Source organism: Metabacillus schmidteae (genome assembly GCF_903166545.1).
GTDB classification, from domain to species: domain Bacteria; phylum Bacillota; class Bacilli; order Bacillales; family Bacillaceae; genus Metabacillus; species Metabacillus schmidteae.
This window is the reverse complement of sequence record NZ_CAESCH010000002.1, coordinates 434,391-454,552: the sequence shown is the minus strand read 5'-3', so window position 1 is coordinate 454,552 and position 20,162 is coordinate 434,391. Positions and strand designations below refer to the sequence as shown.

The window sequence follows — 20,162 nt, the reverse complement described above, 5'->3', positions numbered from 1 at the left end:
CACAAACTATTCGCATTAGACTTCATGAATAATTTAACATTAGTAAGGATAGCAATTTTTTCACTTTGTCTACATAAGAAAACCCTCAATCCAAAGATGGAGGGTTCTCGTAATTCAAAGATTAATTTTCTTCAATTTCTTTACGATTTTTCTTTAACATTTTTGAAAGTACTTCATACACAATCGGTACAATGATTAATGTAAGGATTGTAGACGATGTTAGACCACCAATTACTGTGATGGCTAATCCTTTTGAGATAAGGGCAGATCCTGCACCCTCAAATACCATTGGGATCATCGCGCCGATCGTAGCTATAGCAGTCATAAGGATTGGACGTAGTCTTGTCGCACCTGCTTCAACAATTGCATCACGTAAAGCCATACCATCGCGTTCCATATGAATAATACGATCCACAAGTACAATGGCGTTTGTCACAACGATACCAATCAACATAAGTAGACCCATCATAACTGAAACTGAAATGGTTTCACCCGCAATCCATAGTCCTACAAAGGACCCAATTACAGCAAATGGTAATGAGAATAGAATCGCAAATGGTGCTAAACCTTCACCAAATGTGACAACCAAGATAAAGTAAACAATGAGGATCGCCGCAATCATTGCTATTCCAAGCTGTGTAAATGTCTCCTGCATATCAGCAGCAACACCAGCTACTCCAGTTTCTACTCCTTCAGGTAAATCTAGCTCATCAATTTTTTCATCTGCTTGAGTTGTTGCTGTAGAAACATCATCTGTTGTGACAGTTCCTGAAACAGTTGCATAGTATTCCCCTTCACTGCGGGATAGAGTGTTATAAGTCGTACCCTCTTCTGTTGTGACTAGCTCAGACAACGGCATAGTCGAACCAGTAGCAGTAGGAATTTCTGTTTCTAGTAATTCATCAATAGATGTTGCGTCGGTTTTCTCTTCGCGTTGAACGATAACATCAATTTCTTCACCGTCATTTTCTACGGTTGTAAGCACTTCTTCAGATCCTGTAGCAGTTAATGCCCCAACAATTTGTCCTGTAGTTAAACCATATTGCATAATTTGCTCGTGATCTATGTTCAGCACATGCTCAACATATGGATTTTCCATATCAGATTCTACATCTTCAAGGTTTTCTACCTCTTTTAATGCGTCCTCTATTTGGTTAACCGCCTTATTCAAATCATCTAAATCTTCACTATACAGTGTATAGCTTACTTCGTTTGATGCCATTCCTCCGCCCATCATGTCTTGGGATTTCCATTCACCTGATTGGTCAATGTTAAAGACATAATCTTCAACTTCTTCTTTCACATCAGAGAAATTTTCTGTATCTTCATCAAAGAATAGATACATTAACGCACCGTTTCCTCCACCCATCATCATCGTGGATGCGTCTGCACTATCACTATTATTGAACGATAATTGAACAGTCTTTAAATCATCACGCTTCATTAATTCTTGTTCAACTTCTTCAAGATTTTCTAACGTTTCGTCTTCAAGTTCACCTGTTGCTGGTGTATAGGTTAGATAGATTGTTTTTTCCTCTTCAGACCCCATAAAGCTGAAACCGATTAGAGGAGTCAATGCGAGTGATCCAACTAGTAATACAATTGCAATGATGGAAGTGATGATTTTATGATTTAGTACACCTTCTAAAACACCTTTATACCAATTTGCAATTCTGCCAACCTCTTCGTGTTTCGATGCTTTTTTCTCGCCGTATAATTTTTTACGGAATAAGAAGTGAGATAATGCTGGCACAATCGTAATTGCAACAAGTAATGATGCACCAAGAGCAAATGCCATCGTTAAGGCAAATGGTCTAAACAGCTCACCAACCATCCCGCCAACTAACATAAGTGGTGCGAATACTGCAACTGTTACAAGTGTTGAAGAAAGGATTGGTTTAAACATTTCAATTGTTGCTTCACGGATTAATGCACGACCTCGAAGCTTCTCTTCTTCTAAGTGCATCCTTCTATATATATTCTCCACTACGACAATCGAGTCGTCGATAACCCGACCAATAGCGACTGTAATCGCACCTAGTGTCATAATATTTAACGTTATATCAAGCCAGTTTAATAGCAAGAATGCCATAAAGATAGAAACTGGAATTGAGATAATAGAAATAATCGTTGATTTGATATCACGAAGGAATAGAAGAATAATAATGACCGCGAACAAACCACCGAACAAGGCTTTTTCTACCATCGTGAAAACTGAATCTTCGATTGGTTCCGCTTGGTCTAATGTAACATCTATGACTAAACCATCTATATCTTTTTCTTGCTCTGCTATCAAATCTTTAACGGCATTCACGACATCTACTGTGTTCGCCTGTTGTCCTTTCGTGATTTGGACAGAAATTGCGTCATCCCCGTTTGTACGAGAAATAGATTGTACCTTACCAACTGTTTCTACTTTAGCAATTTCCTCTAATTTGACAAACGGAGTTGGATTTTGCTCTGATGGTGTAACAGGAATTTGCAGCTTTTTTAATTCATCAACCGTTTTTATATCACCATCAATTGCAAGAGCTTGTTCACCTTCTTTATATTCCTGCAGACCTAAAGAAAGAGCCATATCACTTGCTTGAACCATTTGTTTAACAGTGTCTTCGGTTATTCCCAATTTTTCCATTTCCGCATGGTCATAAGTAAATTGTACTTCTTCAAGATGTTGACCAGTAATAGTTGTTGATCCAACACCATCAATTTTTTCTATTTCCGGGAGGATTGATTCTTCAACTGTTGTAGAAAGGTCAACAATGTCTTCATCTGTGCTGCTGATAGATAATGCTACCACCGGCATCATATTCATACTAAGCGCCATTATTGTTGGCTCTTCGGCATCTTCCGGTAATGAAATATTATCAATGGCTGCTTCTAATTCGCGTTTTTTCTCATCCATATCTACGCCATATTCATATTCGACCTGAACTTGGGCTACGTTTGCTGAAGAATTCGAATAAACAGCCGCAACATCTTCAAGTCCCTCAATATTTTGTTCCATTGGCATCGATATTTCATCCATTACTTGCTCAGCCGTTGCTCCTGGGTAAACTCCCATGACAATTAAATACGGAATTGATACATCCGGTATACTTTCCATTTTCATTCTTGTCCCAGAATATAAACCGGCAACTGTAATGATGATCGTTAATAACCATACAGCAAGTTTATTTTTCAGGACAAAATTGACTAAACTTTTCAATATATGACACCTTCCTCTTCCTTTTTGAATAAGGTTGATAACTCTGGTATAATGTAACCAATGACTGACTAGTCACAATAACCCTAATATAACTGACCAGCCAGTCAATCGTCAATTTATTTGTTAGGTAATTTATCATTATTTACGGATATGGTTAACAAAAGTTTCACATTTTATTTCGAAATCGTTTATAGTAGAAGTGCGAACTTGGGACCACGGGGGTTATTTTTATGAAAAACAAAGAAATGCAAATTATTGAAGTCGGGATGAGACTGTTTGCTAGCAAGGGGTTTTCAGCAACCTCAGTTCAAGAAATTGCTACAGAAAGTGGTATTTCAAAAGGTGCTTTTTACTTACACTTTAAATCAAAGGATGAATTACTGACAGCCATTTTACAATATCATTTTGACATACTTAACAAAACTTTTACAGAAGTAACCGAAACTGAACAAAATCCTCGTGAAAAATTAATTCGTGAACAGGTGGCTTTATGTTCACATTTTATTACTCATCGAGATCTTCTCGTAATGCTGGCAAAAGAGCAGGCTATTCCGAGAAATGACACCATTAAACATCTATTATATGAAAAGCAAATGGAGTCACATCAGCATTATCGAAAAAGAATCATAGAGATTTACGGTCCGAAAATTGAGCCCTTTTCATGGGATATTACGATTATTCTTGAAGGAATTATTAAATCGTATATGGGTGTATTGTTGTTTTCAACACATGACTTTGAATTAAGGAGCCTGACAGAGTTTATGCTTAATAGGCTGGATAGCATGGTGAAAGACATTCATAAAGACAAGCCCTTCTTAACAAAGGAAAGAGCAGAAACGATATTATCTAATTTTTTATTTTCTGAGGAACATCCCTCAATGTTAAATGTGTTAAAAGATCTTGAAGATGAAATAGAAAAACTAGGATCAGATGAATTAGCTGTTACTTATCAAGTATTAAAAGAGGAAATTGGAAAGGAAAAACCTAGAGTACCAGTTATTCACGGGATGCTATCAAATTTCGATGGTTATCCGACCCTTGATACTTATCGGTCATTCATTTTTGAATATTATTCAACTAATAGAAAAGAGACAGAGTGAATTCTCTGTCTCTTTTTCAACCGGTTTTATTCTTTTCCTATTCAATCGTTAACAACACAACTGACATTGGTGGTAAAGTTGCATTTAATTGATCATTTTCAATGGAAGCTTGAGTATATTCAGCTGGTTTCACAACTTCCGGTTGTTCAAATGTATTATGTGCGTCAATTGTATTTGCTGTAAGAATTGTTCCTGTTAAGCTGGAAATTTGTTCTTTAAGACCGCGAAGCTGAAGTGCTAAAGAAGCAGATTCTTTATGATCAATATTACATAAGCTAATATTTACTTTTCCATCTTTGTCTTTCGATGCAGAAACAGTTACTTGTGGAAGTTCCTGGTTATTCACTTTGATTGTATCAACAGACACGTCAACTGATAAAAGTGTTGCATCCTGATGTACCTTGAACATATCAAATACATGATATGTTGGAGTGAGAATCATTTTTTCTCCTTCTGTTAATACCATTGCTTGTAAAACGTTAACTGTTTGAGCGATATTTGTCATTTGTACACGGTCACTATGCTTATGGAAAATATGAAAGTGAACTGCAGCTACTAATGCATCACGAATTGTATTTTGCTGGTATAGGAATCCTGGATTTGTGCCCGGCTCCACATCAAACCAAGTACCCCACTCATCAATAATCATACCAACACGTTTTTCAGGATCATATTTATCCATGATTGTGCTGTGCTTTGTAATTAACTCATCCATATGAAGAGCCTTTTGCATTGTAATTAGCCATTCATCTTCAGGGAAGTTTGTTGCAGAACCTTTACCTAGCCAGAAGTCTCCCGGGATCGTGTAATAATGCAGACTTAAGCCATCCATGAAACGACCTGCTTCACGCATTAAAACCTCTGTCCAATTGTAATCATCTACATTTGCTCCACCAGCAATTTTATAGAGTTTGTTATCGCCATAGTTTCTAACATATGTTTGATATCTACGATAAAGATCTGCATAATACTCAGGTCGCATATGACCACCGCAACCCCAGTTTTCATTTCCAACTCCAAAGTATTTCAATTTCCATGGCTCTTCTCTACCATTTTCTTGACGCCAGTTTGCCATCGGTGATTCACCGTCAAATGTCATGTACTCTACCCATTCAGACATTTCTTGAACAGTTCCACTCCCAACATTGCCGCAAATATAAGGTTCACATTCTAATAAGTCGCATAGGAGCATAAATTCATGTGTTCCAAAGTGGTTGTTTTCAACAACACCACCCCAGTGTGTGTTGACCATGCGCTTACGATTTTCTCTTGGACCCACGCCATCTTTCCAATGATATTCATCAGCAAAACAGCCGCCTGGCCAACGAAGTACCGGAATATTAATTTGTTTTAGCGCTTCTAAAACATCATTTCGAATTCCTTTTGTATTTGGAATTGATGAGTCTTCTCCAACCCAAATTCCTTCATAAATACACCGACCTAAATGTTCAGCAAAATGACCATAGATATTTTTGTTAATAGTACCTTTTTCAACGTCTGTATTTACTACAACAGTGTTTTTCATTGATAAGTCCCACCTTTATTAGAATAAGAGTAATTGTGTGGTTCTACCCGAGGTAAAGCATTGTAAGAAAAAATTCAAGTACCTTTTTTTACATCATCAACTTCTTGATCATAGACAGAAACGGCGGGTTCTTTTTGTGATAACAAAAAGAACTTTTGATTTACCGGAATCGTTCATTCATTTTCACGAAAGGGATTCCAATATTTTCGATTAAATTGATCACTTATAGAAGGAAAGGCTGATTATTAATGATAATCAGCCTTTTTAACTTACAAAGTAGGGAATTTCAATTTCGTATCCGGTCTTGGAACCCCAAAGTTTGGTGTTCCATCTTCATTCCACTGAAAAGGCTGTACACGTGTGTGTCGGTTTGGATCATATAGTGGATTACCTTCAATTTCCTTGTAACTTCTTGCGTGAAAAACAAGAATATCCTGTAACCCATCTTCAGAAACAGTAAAACTATTATGTCCCGGACCATATTGACTATTTTCCTCAGAGGTAGTAAAAACAGGTTCCGGTGATTTCACCCATGATTTCGGGTCCAGCAAATCACTGTTTTCATCTGCTGTTAATAATCCCATACAATAGTTATAATCTGTCGCACTTGCTGAGAACGTCATAAAAATACGACCATTTCTCTTCAGTACCGCGGCACCTTCATTCACTAAAAAGCCAATTTTTTCCCAGTCATATTCAGGAGTAGTGATACATACCTGTTCACCTTTAAGTGTCCACGGATTCTCCATTTCAGAAATATAAAGATTTGAATTTCCGACAATCTCAGGATCCTTTTGAGCCCATACGTAGTAGCGAATTCCTTTATGCTCAAAAGTGGTAGCGTCTAACGCAAAGGATTCCCATTTCGTTTTCACTTGACCTTTTTCCACCCACTCACCTTCCAGTGGATTTTCGGATGAATTTTCCAGTACAAACATCCGATGATCAAATAAACCTTCCTTCGTTTCAGTTGTTCGTGCAGCAGCAAAGTACACATACCATTTTCCATCGATATAATTGATTTCAGGTGCCCAAATATTTGCACTCATTAAACCTGCTTCATGTTTAACCCAAATCGTTTTTCCCTCAGCTTCTGCTAACCCTTTAATAGATTGAGAGCGTCGCAACTCGATTCTGTCATATTCAGGTACAGAAGCTGTAAAATAGTAATAACCATCTGTATGTTTAAAAATCCAAGGATCTGCACGTTGTTCTATTAGTGGATTATTTACATTAAATTCTACCAAGACGACATCCCCAATACATATTTAATTTTGGCTTTGTTATGTGTATTTTTAGTTTGATTCCCATGATCAACATCTAGGACAACTTCTTTATTAACAATTTAATAACAAAGCCTGTTATCTATTAAAAAAGATCTATTTATTACCCAAACATTCTATTATTTTGCTAATCTAATTACGTTCCAAGATAGCTTAGAGAAATTTGCTTTAAGTTGACCATTGTCTACCTTTGCATCACCATTACTATGTGGCGCCACATTAGAATGATTAAATTGATTTGTTGCTTTCACATCGTTATTCTCTAACACAATATGCTCGACTACTTTGTATCCGTCAAAGCTTCTTACATCAGCTTCAAGGCTTAGCACATCTGATTGATGGCGGTTTACTGCAAAGATTGTCAAGGTTTCATTTTCTTCATCATGTACAGAAACGGTATCAAGATACGGAACATCAGTGAAATCCTTACTATCATATTTAGGTGATGATACAATCGAATGCAGAGCAGTCCCTCTTCCGAAAACAGATGCATGCATATATGGGTAGAAGATGGTTTGTTTCCATGCTTCGCCGCCCTTTTCGGTCATGATTGGTGCAATAACATTTACAAGTTGAGCAAGACAAGCAATTTTCACACGGTCTGCACGCTTTAACATCGAAATAAGCATACTGCCAACTAATAAGGAATCCTCAAATGTATAGATATCTTCAAGTTGTGGCGGTGCGATTTGCCAAGGCTCAAGCTTTCTATCTGCTTCATTAGAATGGAACCAGACATTCCATTCATCAAATGAGAGATTAATTGTTTTCTTACTACGCTTTTTCGCTTTTATATAATCTGCTGTTGAGATAATTGAATAAATAAATTGATCCATATCCAATGATTGTGCTAAGTAGTTCCCTAAATCATTGTCACGATTACCGTAGTAAGTGTGTAAAGAAATATAGTCAACATGGTCATAAGTATGATCTAATACAGTAGCTTCCCATTCAGCAAAAGTAGGCATATGACGATTTGAACTTCCACATGCAACTAATTCTATTGATGGATCCACCCATCTCATCGCCTTCGCTGTTTCAGCTGCAAGACGTCCATACTCAGCAGCTGTTTTATGACCAATTTGCCAAGGACCGTCCATTTCATTTCCTAAACACCATGTTTTGATTTTGTGTGGTTCTTTATATCCGTGAGAAATACGGAGATCACTCCAATAAGATCCTGAAGTATGGTTACAATATTCTACTAGATTACGTGCAGCATCAATACCACGCGTTCCTAGGTTTACAGCCATATTAACTTCAGCGTTTATCTTTTTGGCCCAATCCATAAATTCATTTGTACCAATATGATTTGTTTCTGTCGTTCTCCACGCAAGATCCAATCTACGGGGACGGTCTGCAACAGGGCCAACTCCATCCTCCCAGTTATAACCGGAAACAAAATTCCCACCTGGGTATCTTACTAATGGTACCCTTAATTGTTTTACTAGTTCGATTACGTCTGTACGAAAACCCTGCTCATCTGCGGATGGATGATCCGGCTCATAAATCCCTTCATAAACAGCGCGTCCCAAGTGTTCAATAAACGAACCGTAAATTCTTTCATCAATTTCTCCAATTTTAAATTCCTTATCAATTGTCATTGATGCTTTCACTGCCATCTTCATCTTCCTTTCCATTGAAATCAGGTGGTATCCTGCTGGTCTTTAAAGTTTTATGCGCACCTTCATTGTTTTTATTTATCAAACTCTACTATTAAATGGTTTTACGACAAATCCTGGATCAAATCTAATCATTATGATTCTTTCTCAAGGTGAAGAAAATTTACGGATTTCCAGAAAAAAATTATTATGAAATACTCTCAAGTCTACTTTGAGATAGCTTAATTGCTTTATTTTTTGCAGTGTATATAACAAATGCAATAAGAAATATTACGAACCCAATAACGTCCATTACAAGCAATTGAAGCAGTCCCCAACAAGCAATCCAAATTAATGTCTTTCTTTGAATCGTATTATCTTGCATGTTTCTAGCAATCAGAAAATTCGTAATTGCACCAACAAACATAAATAATCCAAAGGTTAGAATGACTTTTGATACACTATCAATCATCGTTGTTCCGACGAGCATTGTGTCAATAGACGTATTTTGCAACCCTTGAACACCTGTTTTTTTAAACCAAGTAGAATATCCAAAGATTGTGATAAGCGCTGTAATCATATTCCATATTGATCCTGCTATTAACAATTTTCTTTCTAGTCCTCTGTTCATGTTCTCCATCCCTCACTTATATTCATAAGATGTTCATTATCCCCGGATATCAAGTCAATATCTAAAACGATTTAATAAAACTTATCCTTTAATACCAGAATTCAAGTTAATTGACTGTACAAAATATTTTTGCGCAAATAAGAACAATAGTAATGTTGGAATAATCGCTAATATGGCTGAACCCATTAATTGTCCAATCAAGCGATAGTTTCCATAAATGTCTTGTAATAATAACAAACCAGCTGTAACCGGCATTTTATCCACATCTGTATAAACAATGACCGGCCAGAGGAAGTCATTCCACGATCCAGTAAAAGAGAACAACCCACAAACAATTAATACAGGTTTAATTAATGGTAAAATGACTGAAAAATAGATTCTGAAGTCACCTGCACCATCTACACGAGCAGACTCATCCAATTCCTTTGGTATTCCTTTCATAAACTGCCTAACTAAGAAAATGTTCCCCATTCCGGCTAAGCCAGGAATAATCATTGCCCATGCCGTATTAACCCAACCTAATGCATCAATAATTTTATAAGAAGGAATTAAGTTAACAACAGCTGGAAAGAACGAGATACCAAGTAGAGTAAAGAATAACGCATCCCTACCTTTAAAATTCATGCGTGAATAGCCATAACCAGTAATCGAAATAACCACAATGACTAAAAGTGTATGCGCTGTTGCTATAAATAAAGAATTCATTAACCAACGTAAGATTGGTGCTGTTGCTGTATTTTCCAAAACAGCCACATAGTTATCAATGATCCAGTTAACAGGTAATAACCTAAAACCTGTAGAGACAACCTCTGTTTGGGATCGAAATGATGTGGTAATTCCGAAAATAACAGGAACAGCCCAGATGACACAAATTACAATTAAAAATAGGTATGCTGAATATTTTGAGATATTCAAACTCTTCTTGGTGCTCGTATTTATATGTGTATTATTTGAGATGTTTGTTGAATTTGAGATGTTTGTACTTTTAGACATTATTACTACACCTGCCTTTTCTATTTCCGTTTTTAGAAATTATCTCGTTTATTATGCATTTCGGTTCATTAAAACATATTGTAGTGCCGAGATAATTAAGATAACGATTCCAAGTAATACTGCCATGGCTGATGCCATACCTGCGATGGACTCCCCACTACTAAATGCTAAATCTCGAATATACATCATCAATACGGATGTACTTTGGTTTGGACCACCATCCGTCATCATTAGAGGTTGGCCGAATACATTAAATGCACCAGCAGTTGTCATGACAAATGTATAAATTAGTGGAAAACGAATAGAAGGTAATGTAATACTAAAGAATTTTCTAATTGGCCCTGCACCATCTATATCTGCGGATTCATATAAGTCTTGCGATACACCGTTTATAGAAGCACGATAAATAATCATGTTTCCTCCAACTCCACCCCATATTGTGATGACAATAATAATGAGCCAAGCATATGGTTGGTGTGTTGCCCAAACAGTTTCTGAACCAAATACGTTCCCAGTAATCCCTAATTGTTTGTTGAAAATTAATGACCAAATAAGTGCAGCTGCAGAGATGGAAATTAATCCAGGGATATAAATAATTGACTGAATTAAGTTTTTCGCTTTTACTTTTTTATGCTCTAATGAAACTGCAATCATTAACGGGATAACAATTAATAACGGAACACTAAACAAAACAAAGAGTAAGGTATTTTTCAAACCGTTCGTGAATTGAAAATTGAAGGTTGATTCGCGATCAAAAAGAATAGTTTTATAGTTTTCGAGTCCTACCCAAACTGGATCACCAATTAAATTCCATTGTGTGAATGAAGCGTAAATTCCATAGATGGTTGGTAAGAAAATAAAGACAGCAAATAAAATAATATGCGGACCTATAAAGAAAAGAGGTGTCAAATTAAATTTGTTATTCATAGGCATTCATTTCTCCTTCTGTAAAAGGGATAACTAAGAGTTTAACCCCTTACAACTAAAATTTCTATGTTCTAAGGGGTCTGTCTCTTTCGTTTTAGGTCATCTCATTTTACGATCTAATCTGCTTTGGCTAGCTCTTCTATTTGTTACCTTCAGCAATTTTATCTTCTACAAATTTTTGCATTGTTTTTAAGCCTTCATCAATATCAATTCCTTCATCGTTACGGATCATATCTACTGAATACGTATCAAGTGCTTCCTGAACATATGGATAGAATTCATACGTGTAAATGTACAGAGATTCAATTTCTTGTTCATTTGAAGTAAAGAAAGATTGCATATATTCTTGATACTCAGGGCTTTCATTCACTTCTTTACTTGCTACGATTTGTCCTGCTTTCGCCCATTCAAGTGAATTTGAACGGATAAATTCCAGGAAGTCAGCAATTCCTTTTTCTTTTTCATCTGTACGGGCTTCATTCTCTAACATTGCAAATAAATGGGATGATGCTCTATTTGTAAATTTGTCAGGAGTAGTAGAATAAATATTTGTTACACCAAAATTCAAGCCTTCAACACCAGCGTGAGCTGTTGAACTCCAAGTACCATCTGTTGAGAATAAAACGTTTCCAGATTGGAACATTAAATATCCATCTTCACCAAACGGTGTCATTAAACCGGCATCATCAAGTTTTTTAATATCTTCATGGGCTTGTTTCATTACATCTGTATCAATTGCTGGTTTACCATCTTCCTGGATATCTCCACCCAAGTTTTGAACTTGTGCAAGAATTACCCAACTTAATAAAGCATCATTTACTACATAATCGCCTTCATCTAATTTCCCTTGTAAAGACAACATTTCATCAATCGTTACAACATTATCATCTAAGAAACTCTCTGCATTATATTTTTCAAGTAAATCTTTATTGTAGTACATCGCGTTACTATGAATATCTAGTGGAATCGTATATTGTGTTCCATCTATATTTCCTGAAGACCAAGCTTGCGGTAGGAAATTTTCTTCTTTTAGTTCAGTTTGTGACTCCATTACAGCAGACATTGGCTCTAACATATCATCATTAACAAAGCCTGGAACGCGGTCAGCATGAATGATTGATAAGTCAGGGATACCTTTACCAGAGTTTAAAACTGTCGCCATCTTTGTATACATATCAGATGTAATAACATGTTTTACCTTAAATTCCGGATCTGTTTCATTATATTCTTTAACAAGCTGATCCATATATGCCCCATCTTCACCTGTTAGTGGTGTCCAAAAAGTAATTGTATTTTTATCTTCTCCACTACAACCAGCTAACATTACTGTTACTAATAAAATAAGTATCAATGAAAATCCTAACCTTTTTTTCAAGCCTTTCTCCCCCTAATTCTATTAATTCAGAAAATTACTTATTTAGATAATGTTCTTTTCAAGTAATTAACTTGAAATCAGTATACACTCATCTAGAAAACGCTGTCAATAACCATTTTATAAATCTTTTATTTATTTTAATCTAGTAATTAACAAAAATGTTTATCTTGATTTTCTATAACAACCGTTTCATAATATAATTAACATTGGAGTTATTTTATGTACACATTAATTTCCATTATGGTATTATATGCATTAAGTTAACCATTTTATTTCGTAAAGAAAAAAGGGAAGAAGGGGAAGATATGCAGCTCGAAATCGATAAGTCCTCACTCGTTGTTTACGAAGCTTTGGCAAGTGAGGTACGAATAAGAATTATTCAGTTACTCTCAAAGAATAAAATGAATATTAAAGAGTTGGCTGAAGAACTTGATATAAGCAGCCCAATCGTACTAAAACATATTAAAAAGCTAGAAGATGCAGGAATTATTAGAACAGAGAAAGTCCCTGGTAAATCCGGACGACAAAAAATTTCTATCTTAAAGGTCGATCATATTGAGATTAATTTCCCTAAAAAGATCTTCCATTCATTTGCTTCTTATGAAACTTCAGTTCCAATCGGACATTATACAGATTTTGACTTAAAGCCAACTTGCGGACTTGCTACAGATAAAGAGTTTATTGGAAGAGTTGATGAACCTAAATACTTTATGGACCCAAAAAGAGTTGATGCCGAAATTCTGTGGTTTACCAAAGGATTCGTCCAATATAACATTGCCAACTTTTTAAAGAAAGAAGAAAAGTTACAGCAGTTTGAAATCAGCATGGAACTTTCATCTGAATTTCCGTTTTCTAATGATGTATGGCCATCAGATATTACATTTTCCTTAAACGGTATCGAATTAGGTACCTGGACCAGTCCTGGTGATTTTGCTGACACAAGAGGGAAATTCACACCTGATTGGTGGCCGCACAATATTAATCAATACGGTTTACTAAAAACATTAAGAATTACAAGCCACGGAACATATATTGACGGTGATCCATTGTCAGAAGTTTCAATTGAAGACTTAGATACGACCTGTGATAGATGGACGTTGCGAATTGAAGTAAAAGAGGATGCAAAACATGTTGGTGGCGCAACCATTTTTGGTAAGAAATTTGGAAATCATGACCAAGATATCTGTTTTAAATTATATTATCTTTAAAATGAAGTACAAACGAATAGCTGGCAGATAACTATGAAATTATCTGCTTCCTGTTTTGTTTATAGAAGTGGATGAGTTATAAATTTTAGGTGAGGTGAATGGTGTTGGAATATAGACGTGTAGGAAATAGCGGTTTAAAAGTAAGTGCAATTGGTCTCGGGAGTTGGCTTACATATGGAACAGCTTCGGAACAAAAAGCTGCAGATGCGTGTGTTCAAAAAGCCATTGAATGCGGGATAAATTTTTTTGACACAGCAAACGCTTACAATAATGGAGCAGGTGAGAAGGCACTTGGTTCTGCCCTTAAGCCTTACGATAGATCCAGTTATGTTCTTTCTACTAAAGTTTTCTTTCCAATGGGAGAAGGCCCTAATGATCGCGGACTATCTCGTAAACATATAATAGAACAATGCGATGCTAGTTTGAAGCGTCTTGGTGTAGATTATATTGATATCTATTTTTGCCACCGTTACGATAAGGAAACTCCTACTGAAGAAACACTAAGGGCACTAGATGACCTTATTTCACAAGGAAAAATTCTGTATGCAGGTGTTAGTGAATGGAGCGCAGCCGAAATAACTGAGGCTACTGGTATTAGTAAAAAATTGAACCTTCGTCCACTCATATCAAATCAACCGATTTATAATATGTTTGAACGTTATATAGAAGATGATGTATTAAAAGTAAGCGCTGCAGAAGGAATCGGTCAAATCGTTTTTTCCCCGCTAGCACAAGGTATCTTAACTGGGAAATATAAACCTGAAACACAAATTCCTAAAGAAAGCAGAGCAGCTAATGATAAAGTGAACAATGTCATAAATAGTTATCTTAAAGATTATGTACTTGAATGTGTTCAAGATCTAAATCGTTTAGCAAAAGAATTAGACATCTCGCTTGCCCAACTTTCATTAGCTTGGGTATTGCGTAACCAAGGTGTGAGTTCAGCATTGATCGGAGCAAGTCGTCCGGAACAAATTGTAGAAAACGTAAAAGCTGTTGAAGTAAATCTCCGAGAAGATGTTTTACAAGAAATCGAAGAAATTTTAATGAAAGTAACAGGTTTTGCTCCATTAAGGTAAAATAACACTTTACCTTATAATCTTGTTAACAAGGTGCTGTGCCGAGTAGGATCACCACACTCCATATACGAAAAACGTTGTTCAACAAGAGCAGGATTGTTGGGAAGTACATGTTTTTAAAGCATGTACTTTTTTATTTTTTGGCTCTGTTAAAATTTAATGTTGATAATTCCATAATATTAAGAGGAACCTATTATTTATGGATTCCCCTTTAGTTCAATAGGTGAAACTACTGTTGAGTATTACCTTATAATATTTATTACTATATATCTTTGGTGTGAAAGATTTTTTTAGTTGCCATTCCAATGATAAATTATTTGCACAACGCCAGAGGAAAATGTTCTTGTATTAACCATTTTTAAATTTATCCTCTGTTTTAAATCAATAAACAACGGTTTTCCTTCTCCCAAAACAACAGGGTGAATAGATAATCTAAATTCATTAACAAGCCCCAAATTTATAAAAGTTGTAATGAGACTCGCTCCACCATATAGCCAGATGTCTTTACCAGACTTTTTCTTCAATTTATTTACTTCTTCATGAATATTATCATTTATAAATATTGCTTGATTATCAATCTCATTTTGTGTTCTGGAAAAAACATATTTCTTTTTACTATGAACCAATTTCCAAATTTCCTTTTCGGTATCAGGGTCTTCATTTTTCGGAATATATTGTCCCCATAAATCGTAGCTTTTTCTCCCATATAAAATAGTATCAATTTGATTTAAGAAATCAGTAAACCCCATATCAGGGTCCATAATGCACCAATCAACTTCTCCATTTTTCCCTTCAATAAATCCATCTAAAGTAACTGCTAAATCTAAAATTATTTTTCTCTGTTTTATGTTATTTGTCATAACTATTCATCCTTTTACCATTCAGATTTTAATTCTTCTGTCCCGTTGAATAAGAATTACACAACGAATTTAGATAATCGTATACTATTATCTTTCATTTCAAATACATAAGAAGTTAGTAGAAATTCCTTAATATGCTGTTTCGTGCTTTCATTACTACGACTATCGACAAATAAAAACCAAGCAAGGTAATTATCAAGGTACTTTGTAGCCACGCCTTTAAAGCGGTCTATCCATTGTTTCAAGCGAGAATGGAGACCGTTTACATTTCGGATGTGATACAAACCCTTTATAACGTGTTTGCCACTGTCTAATTTAATTCGGAAATGCTCTAAACCTCTAAACCCTTTTCTTTTGCATAGATTTTATATAGGCTCTCCAAGCATCTGTGACAAGCACGTTTTCGTTGGAAAGTTTAGAACCAATTAAAGTATCAACTTTTGATTTCACAATGCGGCCCCATACAAGCAACTTTTGATACGGTTGCCTTTGTTCGGTCTCTGGCAACCAGAACACAGACCTGTTCGTGACTTATACCTCTATGCTTGGACTTACCTCCACGTTTTCGTGGTTTTCGTTCAGTAATGCCCCGTTGACCTTTTTGAGAATACAGGAAATAGGTCTCTTCAATTTCAACGATACCATCAAAATTCTCAAAATCTATTTGTTTTAAGACATTTAGCAGTTTGTGCCTCCAATAAAAAAGCGTAACCCAAGTAACCCCTACGATTTCAGCCGATTTTCTCAGGGAATATCCCTTGAACATACAATCAACAAATGTAATCCATTCGTTGTGTCAGTGAAAGTTTTGCCACAGCATTTACAGTGATACCGTTGCCGACCATTATATTTTCCAAACCGAACAACGTGTTCTGATGAACAATAGGGACACTCAAATCCATCCTTGAAGCGAGTTTCTCTCATTTCATTGATTAAGCTACCACCAGCAGAGGAAGAAGGTTCAACATTGCGTTTAACCCATTGATAAACTTGTTCTTTTTGTGTATGTGGTAATTTGTCAATATACTTTAACAAGTTGCTAAACGCTTTGCTCACCTTGATAACCCATCCGAACATTTGTTCTTATGTTGATTATATCAAGAATTCGAATAGGTATCAATATCAACATTCACCTTTAACAGAGCCTATTTTTTAAGTTGTCCATTCACAAAGCGTAACAGGGCATCTTTTGTATTTCCGGTTATAATCCAATTCTTTTTTTCGTATGCTTTTTTAACTATCTATCTTATAAACGATATGCAATTGGTTAATACTTACAATTTCTTTCGTTTTCGTTATCATTTATTCCTTTTTCTGGATTTTCCGAATGGCTTTTTACTAGCTGCCTTTGTAAAAGCATTCACATTTCTTTTTTACGTATGCTTTTTTAACTTTTTGCCTTTTAGATGATGCAAAAATAGATAATACTAACAATTCCTTCTCCCTTAAAATCATTTCTACCTTTTAAAGTTTTTACGGATACCTAGAAAGAAGTAATAATCGTGATCTATCTCTTTTTCTCTTCTCTTACTGACAAAATATGAGCCTCTGCTCCGTATTCAATTCGAACCGTTTTTCTGGCATCTACAGGTGTTCGGGCAATGATTGATTCTCTTTTCTTTTCACCTTGTATTTCCATCTCGACAACAAAACATTTAGATCCGCATCTCATACAGAACCTCCTTTCAGATAGAATTACTAAACTGCTATACTCTTAAAAAGCTGGTGGAGTCACTGAAAATAAGATGGCTGCAGTTTTATCGAATGGATTTTCCCACCTATGCTTCATATGTTTTGGGATCTTAACACTGTCTCCTGCTTCTAATATGTATTCCTCCACGTTTAAATAGATTTTAATTTTCCCCTCTAACACAAAGGCAACCTCTTCTCCTTTATGCTCCAACAGCTTCACTGAAGAAGACGTATTTGGAGGAAGTTTCATAATGGCCGTTGCCAAAGTTCCAGTAAACTCCGGAGAAACGAGCTCATATGAAACATTTTCTACGATCATATTTTTCCTTTGATTAGACCTCACCACTAAATCCGATGTATTTGTTTCTTCAAGTAAAAAGCTAAATGTCGGAACTTCAAGAACTTTTGCCAACACCTTGAGAGTTTGTATGGATGGATTTGCTAATCCCCGTTCAATCTGACTTAACATAGATGGTGTAATTTCAGCTAATTTGGCTAGCTCTCGACTGCTTAACCCTTTCTCCTTCCTAAATCGTTCAACTTTTTTTCCTATATCAATATTTTCCATTAGTACACCCTTTGCAATAAAATTATATTTAACTATTTAAAATATAATTTAACACTCTTTACCCAATTGTGTTAAACTACACTTAACATTAGTTAAATTATATTTCATTAATCATCTTGTAACAAGTGATAAAGGAGTGATAAACATGAACGATTTTCTCACCTTTTTAGTCCTTACACTATTCGTTGTTATGAGCCCAGGTGTTGATACCGCACTTATTACAAAAAGAACCATCACAGACGGTAGGAAAATCGGCTATAGAATGGCATTAGGGATTACATCAGGATCTTTAGTTCATACATTTGCAGCTGCATTTGGCCTTTCAGCTATCCTTTTACAATCAGCCTTTGCTTTTGAAATTGTAAAATATGTTGGTGCCATTTATTTGATATATCTTGGCATTTCTTCTTTTATTAAGAGGAAGAATCAAAATGCTCATCAAGAAGCTGATGCTCCCTTAAAAAGGAAGTCTGCCTTTAAACAAGGTCTATTATCAAATGTACTAAATCCAAAGGTAGCGATGTTTTTTATCACGTTTCTCCCTCAATTCGTACAATCAGGAACAGATGTCACCATTCAACTCATCACGATGGGTGTTATCTATACATTTCTTTCTATCACCTGGTTTTTTCTATTCGTCTTTTTTATCAACTATCTCCGTGAATGGCTTATGTCAGAAAAGGTACACAATATTATGGATAAGACAACCGGCCTCGTTTTGATAGGCTTTGGTCTAAAGCTGGCTTTGGAAAAACAACATTCTTAATTATTAACTATCCCATATAATAAGCGCTATTCCTGTTTTACACTTAAGGATAGCGCTTATTTTATATTATTCTAACTTCATATTTTTCATAAAGCACAACAGTTAAGTGAAGCATATTGATGTACAAAACAAACATGTTATTTTATCATAGCCATATTCTCATGAAGGAGTGAAAATCGATGAAAGAGCAGAACGAACCTTTATTATCTTCCTATACATTACCGAATGGCGTAGAGTTAAAAAACCGCATTGTCATGGCACCGATGACGAATTTTTCTTCTAATCAGGATGGGACAGTTACAGATGCGGAAGTAAATTATTATGCTAGACGGTCAAAAGGAGTCAGCATGGTGATTACAGCTTGTACATATGTCACTCCAAACGGAAAAGGATTCCACGGTGAATTTGGTGGTGACACAGATGAAATGATCCCCAGCTTAAAGAAGTTGGCTACACATATTAAAGAACAAGGCGCAAAAGCAGTGTTGCAAATCTTCCATGGTGGAAGAATGTGTCCACCTGAATTAGTTCCTAATGGTGAAATTGTCAGTGCAAGTGATATTCCGGCTGAAAAAGGCGGGGTTTCCACAGATGATCCTGATGTAAAACCAAGAGCATTAACAGAAACTGAGGTTGAGGAAATCATCCATGCTTTCGGTGAAACAACGCGCCGTGCGATTGAAGCAGGCTTTGATGGAGTTGAAATTCATGGAGCAAACGGATATTTGATTCAACAATTCTTCTCTCCGCATTCAAATAGACGTGACGATCGATTTGGCGGAAGTCTTGAAAAACGAATGACGTTTCCATTGGCGGTTGTAGATACAGTAAAACGCGTTGTTCAAGAGCATGCGAAATCTCCTTTTATTGTTGGGTATCGCTTTTCACCTGAGGAACCTGAAACACCGGGAATTACAATGGATGAAACACTGGCATTAGTGGATGCATTATCAAATAAAGGACTTGATTATTTACATGTGTCACTAATGGAATTCTCTTCAACACCAAGAAGAGGTGTTGAAGATTTAACGAGAACTAGAATTGATTATCTCCAGGAGACCATCAATAACCGAGTTCCACTTATTGGTGTCGGGTCTATTTACAAAGCTGAAGATGCTCGTAAAGCATTTGAGACTGGAATTCCGCTTCTTGCTCTAGGTAGAGAACTTATTATTGACCCTGATTGGGTTCAAAAGGTTTCTGAAGGAAAAGAAGATGAAATCATCACAGAAATTGATAAAGACAAGCAAGAGGAATTAGTGATTCCTGATCCTCTTTGGAATGCGATTATTAATACACCTGGTTGGTTCCCCGGGGTCTAACTTTTAGAAGGATGTCTTTCCTAA

The 20,162-nt window shown here is 35.9% G+C and carries 16 protein-coding genes and 1 pseudogene; 5 read left to right on the top strand and 12 right to left on the bottom strand.

The window, feature by feature from the left end; all coding sequences use genetic code 11:
* Positions 1 to 121: 121 nt before the first annotated feature.
* The gene (locus HWV59_RS22980) at positions 122 to 3,208 is read right to left on the bottom strand and encodes an efflux RND transporter permease subunit (RefSeq protein WP_175640400.1); all 3,087 of its coding nucleotides are present in this window, start codon (positions 3,206 to 3,208) and stop codon (positions 122 to 124) included.
* A 230-nt stretch (positions 3,209 to 3,438) separates the two neighbouring features.
* Between HWV59_RS22980 and HWV59_RS22975 the strand changes: the two genes are divergently transcribed.
* Positions 3,439 to 4,308: a TetR/AcrR family transcriptional regulator gene (locus HWV59_RS22975; protein ID WP_175640399.1), complete on the top strand. Its 870-nt coding sequence runs from the start codon at positions 3,439 to 3,441 to the stop codon at positions 4,306 to 4,308.
* A gap of 37 nt (positions 4,309 to 4,345) precedes the next feature.
* On the opposite strand, the gene HWV59_RS22970 is transcribed toward HWV59_RS22975, so the two are convergent.
* The 7 genes from HWV59_RS22970 to HWV59_RS22940 all read right to left on the bottom strand — a co-directional run bounded on the left by HWV59_RS22970 (position 4,346) and on the right by HWV59_RS22940 (position 12,643).
* On the bottom strand, positions 4,346 to 5,833 hold the full coding sequence (locus tag HWV59_RS22970) for an alpha-N-arabinofuranosidase (protein ID WP_175640398.1): 1,488 nt from the start codon (positions 5,831 to 5,833) through the stop codon (positions 4,346 to 4,348).
* Positions 5,834 to 6,102: 269 nt separating this feature from the next.
* The gene (locus HWV59_RS22965; protein ID WP_175640397.1) at positions 6,103 to 7,080 is read right to left on the bottom strand and encodes a glycoside hydrolase family 43 protein; all 978 of its coding nucleotides are present in this window, start codon (positions 7,078 to 7,080) and stop codon (positions 6,103 to 6,105) included.
* Between the two features lie 155 nt (positions 7,081 to 7,235).
* A complete protein-coding gene (gene arfA / locus HWV59_RS22960) occupies positions 7,236 to 8,738 on the bottom strand; it encodes an arabinosylfuranosidase ArfA (protein WP_175640396.1) in 1,503 nt (500 codons plus the stop codon).
* Positions 8,739 to 8,925: 187 nt separating this feature from the next.
* Positions 8,926 to 9,348, bottom strand: coding sequence for a hypothetical protein (locus HWV59_RS22955; RefSeq protein WP_102233113.1), 423 nt, complete (start codon positions 9,346 to 9,348; stop codon positions 8,926 to 8,928).
* Between the two features lie 81 nt (positions 9,349 to 9,429).
* Positions 9,430 to 10,341: a carbohydrate ABC transporter permease gene (locus HWV59_RS22950; RefSeq protein ID WP_235991878.1), complete on the bottom strand. Its 912-nt coding sequence runs from the start codon at positions 10,339 to 10,341 to the stop codon at positions 9,430 to 9,432.
* Positions 10,342 to 10,392: 51 nt separating this feature from the next.
* The gene (locus tag HWV59_RS22945; protein ID WP_102233141.1) at positions 10,393 to 11,268 is read right to left on the bottom strand and encodes a carbohydrate ABC transporter permease; all 876 of its coding nucleotides are present in this window, start codon (positions 11,266 to 11,268) and stop codon (positions 10,393 to 10,395) included.
* A 139-nt stretch (positions 11,269 to 11,407) separates the two neighbouring features.
* On the bottom strand, positions 11,408 to 12,643 hold the full coding sequence (locus tag HWV59_RS22940; protein ID WP_235991877.1) for an extracellular solute-binding protein: 1,236 nt from the start codon (positions 12,641 to 12,643) through the stop codon (positions 11,408 to 11,410).
* 305 nt (positions 12,644 to 12,948) lie between these two features.
* Between HWV59_RS22940 and HWV59_RS22935 the strand changes: the two genes are divergently transcribed.
* A complete protein-coding gene (locus HWV59_RS22935) occupies positions 12,949 to 13,851 on the top strand; it encodes an ArsR/SmtB family transcription factor (RefSeq protein ID WP_102233112.1) in 903 nt (300 codons plus the stop codon).
* Between the two features lie 104 nt (positions 13,852 to 13,955).
* The gene (locus HWV59_RS22930) at positions 13,956 to 14,930 is read left to right on the top strand and encodes an aldo/keto reductase family protein (protein WP_175640395.1); all 975 of its coding nucleotides are present in this window, start codon (positions 13,956 to 13,958) and stop codon (positions 14,928 to 14,930) included.
* 290 nt (positions 14,931 to 15,220) lie between these two features.
* On the opposite strand, the gene HWV59_RS22925 is transcribed toward HWV59_RS22930, so the two are convergent.
* The 4 genes and pseudogenes from HWV59_RS22925 to HWV59_RS22910 form a co-directional block, all read right to left on the bottom strand.
* Positions 15,221 to 15,790 (bottom strand): dihydrofolate reductase family protein, encoded by a 570-nt coding sequence (locus HWV59_RS22925; RefSeq protein WP_175640394.1) that lies wholly within the window; start codon positions 15,788 to 15,790, stop codon positions 15,221 to 15,223.
* A gap of 56 nt (positions 15,791 to 15,846) precedes the next feature.
* Positions 15,847 to 16,846 (bottom strand): annotated as a pseudogene (locus HWV59_RS22920) (IS1595 family transposase).
* 451 nt (positions 16,847 to 17,297) lie between these two features.
* On the bottom strand, positions 17,298 to 17,462 hold the full coding sequence (locus HWV59_RS22915) for a hypothetical protein (protein WP_175640393.1): 165 nt from the start codon (positions 17,460 to 17,462) through the stop codon (positions 17,298 to 17,300).
* Between the two features lie 42 nt (positions 17,463 to 17,504).
* Positions 17,505 to 18,050: a cupin domain-containing protein gene (locus HWV59_RS22910; protein WP_175640392.1), complete on the bottom strand. Its 546-nt coding sequence runs from the start codon at positions 18,048 to 18,050 to the stop codon at positions 17,505 to 17,507.
* Positions 18,051 to 18,195: 145 nt separating this feature from the next.
* Between HWV59_RS22910 and HWV59_RS22905 the strand changes: the two genes are divergently transcribed.
* Positions 18,196 to 18,816, top strand: coding sequence for a LysE family translocator (locus HWV59_RS22905; protein WP_175640391.1), 621 nt, complete (start codon positions 18,196 to 18,198; stop codon positions 18,814 to 18,816).
* A 179-nt stretch (positions 18,817 to 18,995) separates the two neighbouring features.
* Entirely contained in the window at positions 18,996 to 20,138 is a 1,143-nt protein-coding gene (locus HWV59_RS22900) for an NADH-dependent flavin oxidoreductase (RefSeq protein WP_102232504.1), read from the top strand.
* Positions 20,139 to 20,162 lie beyond the last annotated feature (24 nt).

Bases quoted from the DNA above. Each gene is read 5' to 3' on its own strand.
- HWV59_RS22975 (WP_175640399.1), top strand. From the start codon at position 3,439: ATGAAAAACAAAGAAATGCAAATTATTGAAGTCGGGATGAGACTGTTT.
- HWV59_RS22970 (WP_175640398.1), bottom strand. From the start codon at position 5,833: ATGAAAAACACTGTTGTAGTAAATACAGACGTTGAAAAAGGTACTATT.
- arfA (WP_175640396.1), bottom strand. From the start codon at position 8,738: ATGGCAGTGAAAGCATCAATGACAATTGATAAGGAATTTAAAATTGGA.
- HWV59_RS22955 (WP_102233113.1), bottom strand. From the start codon at position 9,348: ATGAACAGAGGACTAGAAAGAAAATTGTTAATAGCAGGATCAATATGG.
- HWV59_RS22950 (WP_235991878.1), bottom strand. From the start codon at position 10,341: ATGTCTAAAAGTACAAACATCTCAAATTCAACAAACATCTCAAATAAT.
- HWV59_RS22945 (WP_102233141.1), bottom strand. From the start codon at position 11,268: ATGAATAACAAATTTAATTTGACACCTCTTTTCTTTATAGGTCCGCAT.
- HWV59_RS22935 (WP_102233112.1), top strand. From the start codon at position 12,949: ATGCAGCTCGAAATCGATAAGTCCTCACTCGTTGTTTACGAAGCTTTG.
- HWV59_RS22925 (WP_175640394.1), bottom strand. From the start codon at position 15,790: ATGACAAATAACATAAAACAGAGAAAAATAATTTTAGATTTAGCAGTT.
- HWV59_RS22915 (WP_175640393.1), bottom strand. From the start codon at position 17,462: ATGAGATGCGGATCTAAATGTTTTGTTGTCGAGATGGAAATACAAGGT.
- HWV59_RS22910 (WP_175640392.1), bottom strand. From the start codon at position 18,050: ATGGAAAATATTGATATAGGAAAAAAAGTTGAACGATTTAGGAAGGAG.
- HWV59_RS22905 (WP_175640391.1), top strand. From the start codon at position 18,196: ATGAACGATTTTCTCACCTTTTTAGTCCTTACACTATTCGTTGTTATG.
- HWV59_RS22900 (WP_102232504.1), top strand. From the start codon at position 18,996: ATGAAAGAGCAGAACGAACCTTTATTATCTTCCTATACATTACCGAAT.